This is a genomic window from Zhihengliuella sp., assembly GCF_031178195.1.
Lineage (GTDB): Bacteria > Actinomycetota > Actinomycetes > Actinomycetales > Micrococcaceae > Zhihengliuella.
In genome coordinates, this window is record NZ_JAPSJL010000010.1 from 93798 (window position 1) to 102125 (window position 8328).

Genomic DNA, 8328 nt, shown 5'->3' on the forward strand with positions numbered 1-8328 from the left:
CCGTCCCGCCCAGACACGACGGCGCCCGGCTTCTCCCAGCCTCATCATGGGGGGAGCCGGGCGCCGTCGCGTCGGCGCGGGCGCGCGGTGGAGGCCACCGATTAGGCCCGCTCCGGCCGTGACGTCCGGCCGCCGCGGGTGCAGACTGGAGGCATGGGTGAGGAGCAGCCAGACAGGGGCTCGGACGCCGTGGCGCCCTACGCCGACCGTCACGAGGCGGCAGTCGCCCTGGCCGCGGAACTGGAACACGAGATGGGTGGCGCGCTGCGTGCGCGCAGCCCCCTCGTGCTGGGGCTGGCCCGCGGCGGGGTGCCCGTTGCCGCCGGCATCGCCAGAGCCCTGGGGCTCGACTGGGACGCACTGATCGTCCGGAAGCTCGGCATCCCCGGACACAGCGAGGTCGCTTTCGGGGCGGTCGCCGCGCACGCCGGCCACACCGCCGAGTACCGGGTCGAGACGGTCCTGCGCTCCCTCCCCCGGCACGTGACCCGGCGGCAGCTGCGCCGCGTCGAGCGGGAGGAGACTGCCGAACTCCGGCGTCGGCAGCAGGACTACCTGGACGGTCGTTCGGCTCCCGTGCGCGGTCGAACCGTGGTCCTGGCCGACGACGGGTTGGCCACCGGCGCGACGATGCACGCCGCCGCGGACGCCGTCCGCGCGGCCGGAGCCCAGGAGATCGTCATCGCCATCCCCGTCGGACCGCCCGACGTCTGCGCCGAGCTGGCCCGTTCGGTCGACCGGCTCGTGTGCCCGCGCCGACCCACCGATTTCCGAGCCGTGGGCGCCGCCTACCGGAGATTCGAGCAGGTCACGGACTCGGAGGTGCTGGCCCTCCTCGACGGACGGAAGCCGGGCCTCGGCCGCGCCTAGCCAACCAGGCTCTACCGCGGCCAGTCGCCTACCCGGTGTCCCGCGGCAGCGAGCCGAGGCGCTCGCCGTCGGCGTCGAACACCACGAGTTCGTCCCCGTGCACCTCCATGGTGTGCAGCCCACCCATCCATTGGGTCCGGTCCTCGCACCACATCTCCGTCCGTACGATGGCGGGCGCCTCGATGCGCCCTCCCTCGACGTCCCACTCCCCCGAGAGCCAATTGCAGCCGTCCGAGCCGGTGAGGACCCCGCCCTCGTCGAACCGGAGCCAGGGCGAGGCCCCGTCGTCGTCACCCCACTGGCCGATGACCCGCTCCTCGACGGACTCCCCCGCACCGCTGGGCTGGACGCACGCCGACGCCAGCAGGGCGGACGCGACCGCCACTCCCAGCGCCACGGGGCTCCGCAGTGAACGAGTCATGCCTCCAGCATGGACCGCCGGGGTTGGATTTCCCCGGGTTCCAGCGGAGAGCTTCCTCTATGCCGCCCTCCCACCCGCAGGGAGCCGAGACGACGAGGCGGTGCGGACCGAGGTCCGCACCGCCCCGTGTTCGTCGGCGCCGGCCGGCGACTACTCCGCGGCCCCGCGAGGAACCGGATGCACCTCCTCGACGTGGAGGTTCTTGCCCCGCGTCTCTTTCACGCAGGAGACGGCCACGAGGGACACGATGGTGATCCCCAGGACGTAGACGCCGATGCTCCACGACTGGCCGGTGCCCGTCAGGAGCGACTCGGCGATCAGCGGGGCGAAGGCACCGCCGAGGATTGCACCGAGGGCGTAGCCGATGGACACGCCGGAGTAGCGGACGTCGACGGGGAACATCTCGGCGTACAGCGCCGACTGCGGGCCGTAGGACAGGCCGAGGCCGATCGTCAGGACGAACAGCGCGATGAAGTACGCGATGATGTTGCCGGTGTCCAGGACGAACCACATGGGGATCGCCCAGACGGCGACGATGGCGTAGCCGATCTGGAACGTTCGGATGCGCCCGATCCGGTCGGAGAGGATGCCGCCGTACATGGTGAAGATCAGCCAGCCGAAGGACGCGAGCGTCGTCGCGAGCAGCACCGGCGGGCGCGCCATCCCGAGTTCGCGGGTGACGTAGGTGGCGAAGAAGGCGATCAGCAGGTAGCCCGCGGCGTTGTTGGCGATGAAGATCAGTGCGCAGAGCATGACCTCCTTGGCGTTCTTCTTGAAGAGCCGTCCGAGCGGGGCGGACGACTCCTTCTTGCGCTCCTGGAGCTCCAGGAAGATCGGGGACTCCTCGACTGCACGGCGGATGAAGTAGCCGACGGCGATGAGGACGATCGAGAACAGGAACGGGACACGCCAGCCCCACTCCAGGAACGCCTCGTTGCCGATGGCCGTCGTGAGGATCCACATCGTGAACGTCGCCAGGATCATGCCGCAGGGAACACCGATCTGCGGGTAGGCCCCGAAGAAGCCGCGCTTCTCGACGGGCGCGTGCTCCACGGACATGAGGGCTGCGCCGCCCCACTCGCCGCCGGCGGAGAAGCCCTGGAGGACCCGCAGGAGGATCAGCATCACGGCTGCTCCGGCGCCGATCTGCGCATGCGTGGGCAACACGCCGATCAGTGCCGTGGCGGCGCCCATCATGATGAGGGTGAAGACGAGCATCTTCTTGCGTCCGAGCCGATCCCCGAGGTGGCCGGCGACGATCGCCCCCAGCGGGCGGAACAGGAAGGAGATGCCGATCGAGGCCCAGGAGGCCAGCTGGGCCCCCGTCTCCCCCAGTGGAGCGAAGAAGAGCGGGCCGAGCACGAGGCCGGCGGCCTGGGCGTAGATGAAGAAGTCGTACCACTCGATCGTGGTGCCGACGAGCGTGCCGGCGAGGACCTTGCGCTCCTCTTTCCGGCTCGACTCGTGGTGCAGGGTGGCGGAGGCCATAGGAACTCCATTGTTCGGGCACGCGGTGCGGTGCGGTGATCGAATTACCTACCGACCGAACGGTCGGGAACTGCTTGAATGCTACACCAGTGCGACGCAGGTCACATAGGGCGATCTCGCCCCCCGTCCCCGGCCGACTCGAAGTGAGCCCCCAGGGAGACCACCGAAGGGGCCCGCCCGCGACAAATTGTTCTATAATCGAACGCGATGTTCTATTTTTGAAACAGCTACTACCGTAGGCTGACGTGACTCACCACACAAGAGGGCGTGCCCGGCTTGAGACGCGCACCGAAGGGATCCCCGCATGAGCACCCAAACGGACTCGACCAACCCGCTGGCGAAGCCTGCGTCGCAGACGCTCTCGCGCGGACTGCGCATGCTCGAGGTCCTGGCCGAGGCGTCCGGGCCCCTGACGATCGCCGAGCTGGCAGCGGAACTCGGGCTGCACCGATCGATCGCCTACCGAATCCTGCGGACCCTGGAGGAACACAATCTGGCGCACCGGGGACATTCCGGTGCCGTCGAGCTCGCACCTGGCCTGGCGGTGCTCGCACGCGGCGTGCAACGCGATCTGCAGTCCGCCGCGTTGCCGGAGCTGACGGCGCTGGCGAACGAGCTGGGCGTCAGTGCGTTCCTTGCGGTCTGGGACCACCGCGACTGCATCACGCTCGTGACGGTTGAACCTCGCCACTCCAGCGCAGCCGTCATCCAACGCCCCGGCAGCCGCCACGCCTTCACCCGGGGAGCCCCCGGGATCGCCATCCAGTCCTCTCACACCGCCGAGGAGTGGGCGGCGCGGATGCCCGAGGAACCGTACCGCGAGGCGGCCGCGGAGGCCCGCCGTCGTGGCTATGCCTCGAGCCACGACGAGGTGATCCCGGGTGTGTCCTCGGTCGCCTCGCCGGTCATCGTGCCGGGCCAGCTTCCCGCCTCGGTAGCGATCGTCTACCCGACGGCAACCGGCCCCCTGCCCGCGGCGAAACTGGGTGACCGGGTATCACTGGCGGCCCGGACCATCGAGCGCTCACTCGGCGGTACATCGCAGCGGTAACCGACAGGGCACGGCCAGGTCTCACCGGACGGTCACGGCGTCCGTCTGGAGCGAAGTGCTGGAGCCCTCCCGGTGCTTGTGGACCACGAGCTGTGTGGCGATCTGGCTCTTCAGCTCCTGGACGTGACTGATGACGCCGACAACACGGCCGCTGCTGCGCAGGTCGTCGAGCGAGCGCATGACAAGCTCGAGTGTTCCCGGGTCCAGAGTGCCGAACCCCTCGTCGACGAACAGCGTCTCCATGTCGATTCCGCCGGACTCGGCCTGGATGACGTCGGCCAACCCGAGGGCGAGAGCGAGGGAGGCCATAAACGTCTCGCCGCCCGACAACGTGCTCGGCTCACGGGTCTGCCCGTTCCACTCGTCGACGACGCTGATTCCCAGACCGCCCTTGCCACGACCGCCGGAAGCGTCAGTGTGGCGCAGCTCGAACCGCCCACCGGTCATGATGGAGAGCCGCTCGGTGGCCGCCGCAGCAACCGCCTCGAGTCTGGCCGCCAGCACGTACGTGCTGAGGGTCATTTTCAGTGTGTTCTCCCCGGCTCCGGCGACCGTGTCCGCGAGCCCCCGCACGAGCTCGTACTCCTCCAGCAGGCTGCCCTGGTCCGCCACGAGCTGGTCCAATGCGTCCAGGTCGGCGGTGAACCGTCGCCCGTAGCTGAGCAAGGCGCCTCGGCTTTCCGCCAAGGCCGCCCGGTGAACCTCCGCGGTCTGAGCGGCAGCCTCGGCGCCGGCCAGTTCCGCATCGTCCGGTACCGGCTCGCCGGAGGCGCGGGCTCGGAACGCACGGGCCACGGCATCGCTCTCGGCGAGCGTGTTCAGCCGGATCTCACGCTCGTCGAACTCGCGGACCCCGCGCCGCAAGACCTCGGCCTCGTCGGTGGCCAGCCGGGCCAGCGCCGCGGCATGAATCGCCTCGTCGAGTCCGGCGCCGTCGTCCGACGCCTCCGCAGAAAGGAAGTCCTGCTCGGTCAGTGTCTCGCGGAGCCCCTGTCCTGCCTCCTCGGCTGCTTCCACCACGTTTGATACCGCGTCTGCGGCGTCGCGCCAGGCCTCCAGTGCCCGGCAGACGCCGCGGACGCTGGACAGCCGGTCTTCGAGGGTGGCGGCCGGCGCCACCGCCTCGGCCAGTTCGGCCTCGAGCCGGGCCGCGCGCGCGGTCGATTCCTCCACGGTGGCGGCCAGCACTCCGGCCTCCTGCTCGCTCCGTCGGTCCTCGGCGTCGAGTGCCTGACAGGCCTGACTCCCGGAGACTGCGTCGGCTTCCAGCCGGACGATTCGCGCCGCGGTCTCCCGAGCTTGGCGAGCCGATTCCTCGGCCTCGGCGAGCGCGGCGGACGCCGCATCGGGGTCCAGGTCCGCCGCCTCGGCCGAGAGCCGAGCCATGTCGCGCTCAGCGGTCGCCTTGGCTGCTGCTGCCTCGCGCTCCCGGCGTTGGGCGTCCTCGGCGGCCGCTTCCGCGGCCTCGAGTTCGGCGTCGGTGACGGCCGAGGCGCCGGAGGGTGCCGCTGGAGCGGGATGCGCCTCACTTCCGCAGACGGCGCACGGCTGGCCGTCGACGAGCTCCGCGGCGAGGACGGCCGCCGACTGCTCCAGTCGGTCGCGCACTAGCTGGGCGCGGATCGCCCGTCGGCGCAGGAGCTCGTCCTCGGCCTCCAGCCATGTCTCCACCCGCTGGCGCAGGTCGGCCGCGAACGCATCGCGCGCGGTGACGGCCTCCAGACGCCGACGGGCGGCCGCCACGACCTCCTCCTGCCGCGCGAGGTCGTGCGCCGAGGCGCGGAGGCCCTTCAATTCGGCTTCGACGGTCTCGAGTCTCGCACGCTCCTCGCTCAACTCCCGGGCGGTCGCGGCCCGCTGGCGCTCGAGCTCTGCCTGGCGATCCCGTGCCGACCCCAACTTCTGCTTCACCTCCGCCAGCTCGGCCTCCCGTCCACGGAGGGCCTCCAGGCGGGAGACCAGATCGACGGCGGCCCTGCAGGCCTGCCCGAGATCCGCGGCGACGGGGCGTTCGGCCGTGAGTACCTCGGCCAGGCCGGCGACACCGCGTGCGTCGGCCTCCGCCGAACGGAGCAACTGGCGGGCCTGTGCCAGGCGGCTGCGGGCCGCGAGATATCGACGCTCAGCGCGCTCCACCCGCGTGCCGCGCTCGTGCTGATCGAGCCGTTCGCGCGTTTCCACGATGCCGGGTCGCTGGTCCTCGTGGAGCTCGCGCTCGCGCTCCAACTCGACGAGTCGAGCCGCGTCATCTCGGCGGCGTCGCACCTCGCCCACCCGCTCCCGAGCCGCGGCAAGGCCGACGCGCGCCGCTTCGTCCCGCTGGTCCGCCTCGTCCGTGCGAGCGCGCAGGAGTTCCGCGACGGTCTCGGCGAGGGCACGCGGTTCGGGCAGCGGCGCATCGTCCGGGTAGTCGGAGAGCGCCGCGTGCCACTCCGCCAGCGTCTCCGCGGGCGGCCGAGCACCGCCAGCGGCGGGGCCGGCCGGTTCGTCCCCGTCAGCCCCGGCCTCCAAGAGGTTCTCCGCGGAGTCATGGACCAGACGACTCGTCAGCGTCCGTTTGTTGCGTTCGGCGGACTCGGCACGGCGCGCGAGTTCGCGGCGGCGTTCCGCCAGGAGATCCTCGACGCGACGATACGTGGTGACGTCGAAGAGTTTCTGCAGCAGTTCCGCGCGGTCCCTGTCGTCGGCACGCAGGAAGCTCGCGAACTCGCCCTGCGGCAGCATGGCGACCCGGGTGAATTCCTCCCGGCCCAGGTGGATCAGTCCCTTGACCAGCTGCCCGACCTCGTCGTTCCGTGCGGAGAGCGTCGTCCACTGTCCGTCGAGGAACTCCCGCAGAGAGCTCTGCGCCTGCTGCCGGGTCGTGCCGGTCCCCCGCGCCTTCGGCCGGTCCCACGCGGGAGAGCGCATCGCCTCGAACCGTCGCCCGCCGATGCTGAACTCGCAGAGCACCTCAGGTGGCGTCGAATCGTCCGCATAGGCGCTGCGGATGCTCCGCGCCTTCTCCCGGGCCCCCGGAAGCGAGCCGTAGAGCGCGTAGCAGATGGCATCGAGGATCGTCGTTTTGCCCGACCCGGTATCACCGTTGAGGAGGAAGAGCCCGCCGGCCGAGAGTGCCTCGAAGTCGATGTCCTCGCGGTCCTTGAAGGGCCCGAAGGCCTGGATCACCACGCGATGGATCCTCATGCCGTCGCCGCCTCGGTCAGGGCGGCCTCGACGAGCCGCTCCAGTTCCCCCCGCTCGGCACCGTTGGCGGAGCGCTGCCGCACGTGCGCCAGGAAGTCGGCGGAAACCTCCAGAGGCGGTCGGCCCTGCCCGACACGCTGTGCGTAGGTCGACTGCCGCGCCGCACCGTCCGCAGGCGCGAAAATCAACTGCAGGACGTGCGGAAAGCGCTCCTTGAGCCGGGACAGGGCGCGGGCGGGGCGCTCGGCGTCCGTCAACGTGATCTGACAGTAGGCCCCCTCCGCCTCGGCGTACTCGGAGGCTCCGAGAAGCTCGTCGATCGGCCCGCTGAGCCGCCGCAGCGGCCGGTGGGCGCGCCAGTCCACGCCCTCGACTTCGACGGGTGCGGTGGAACCGGCCGAACGATCCGCCCCCGTCCTGAGGAGCCAGGCACCCTTGGTGTGCCCGGCTTCGGAGAACGAGTAGTGCAGGGGCGATCCGGAGTAACGGACTCCAGGGGCCAGCACCTGCCGTCCATGCAGGTGTCCGAGCGCGGCGTAGTCGAAGCGTTCGAACAGGCTCGTGGGGACCACGTCGAGTCCTCCGACGCTCAGAGGCCGCTCGCTCTCCGAACCTGCACCGCCGGAGGCGAAGACGTGCGCCATGACGATGCCGACGACGGGGTCCGCCGTCGTCGTCCGGCGCTCGTCCAGGTCGGCCCAGATCCGGTCGAGGACCTCCGCCGCCACGGGCGTGTGCCCGGGATCGGACACGCCCAGTCCATCGCGCACCAGCCGGGGCTCGAGATAGGGGACGGGATAGACGGCTACCTGGTGACCGTCCGCGGGGAAGACCACCGGCTCCCAGGCCCGGGTCACCTCGGTTCGCACATGCAAGCCGCCGAACGCCATGAACGACGACCCCACGCCGAGCCGCACCGCGGAGTCGTGGTTGCCGCTCGTGACGACGATCTCTGCGCCCGCCCGGCGAAGACGCACCAAGGCGTCGTCGAACACCCGGATGACGTCGACCCGGGGCATCGCCTGGTCGTAGACGTCCCCGGCCACCAGCACCACATCGATCCCTTCGGCGCGCACGAGATCCACGAGCTGGTCCACGAAGCCGCGCTGGGCCGGGAGCATGTCCTCCTCGTGGAAGGAGCGACCCAGGTGCCAGTCCGAGGTGTGCAGGAGCTTCATGGGTCCAGCCTAGGTGTAGTGACCATGGACGTTAGGTACGGGTTCGGAGTGTCGGCGTGACATGAGGAAGACCTCCGGGTGAGGTGTGGAGCTGTCAAGAAACCGTTCCTCATACCCGGAGGTCTTCATGGTCC

General features: G+C 70.5%; 6 protein-coding genes. 2 read left to right on the top strand and 4 right to left on the bottom strand.

Annotated features, from left to right (window positions below; all coding sequences use genetic code 11):
• Positions 1-153 precede the first annotated feature (153 nt).
• Positions 154-870, top strand: a complete 717-nt coding sequence (locus RIN46_RS13200) for a phosphoribosyltransferase family protein (protein ID WP_309081976.1) — start codon at positions 154-156, stop codon at positions 868-870.
• A gap of 28 nt (positions 871-898) precedes the next feature.
• Here RIN46_RS13200 and RIN46_RS13205 read toward each other — a convergent pair whose 3' ends face one another.
• On the bottom strand, positions 899-1291 hold the full coding sequence (locus RIN46_RS13205) for an META domain-containing protein (RefSeq protein WP_309081977.1): 393 nt from the start codon (positions 1289-1291) through the stop codon (positions 899-901).
• Positions 1292-1441: 150 nt separating this feature from the next.
• Positions 1442-2779: an MFS transporter gene (locus RIN46_RS13210; protein ID WP_309081978.1), complete on the bottom strand. Its 1338-nt coding sequence runs from the start codon at positions 2777-2779 to the stop codon at positions 1442-1444.
• 304 nt (positions 2780-3083) lie between these two features.
• On the opposite strand from RIN46_RS13210, the gene RIN46_RS13215 reads away from it, so the two are divergent.
• Positions 3084-3830, top strand: coding sequence for a helix-turn-helix domain-containing protein (locus RIN46_RS13215; RefSeq protein ID WP_309081979.1), 747 nt, complete (start codon positions 3084-3086; stop codon positions 3828-3830).
• Between the two features lie 21 nt (positions 3831-3851).
• Here RIN46_RS13215 and RIN46_RS13220 read toward each other — a convergent pair whose 3' ends face one another.
• Positions 3852-7016 (bottom strand): SMC family ATPase, encoded by a 3165-nt coding sequence (locus RIN46_RS13220; protein WP_309081980.1) that lies wholly within the window; start codon positions 7014-7016, stop codon positions 3852-3854.
• Positions 7013-8194: an exonuclease SbcCD subunit D gene (locus RIN46_RS13225; protein ID WP_309081981.1), complete on the bottom strand. Its 1182-nt coding sequence runs from the start codon at positions 8192-8194 to the stop codon at positions 7013-7015. Before RIN46_RS13225 ends, RIN46_RS13220 begins: the two co-directional genes overlap by 4 nt.
• Positions 8195-8328 lie beyond the last annotated feature (134 nt).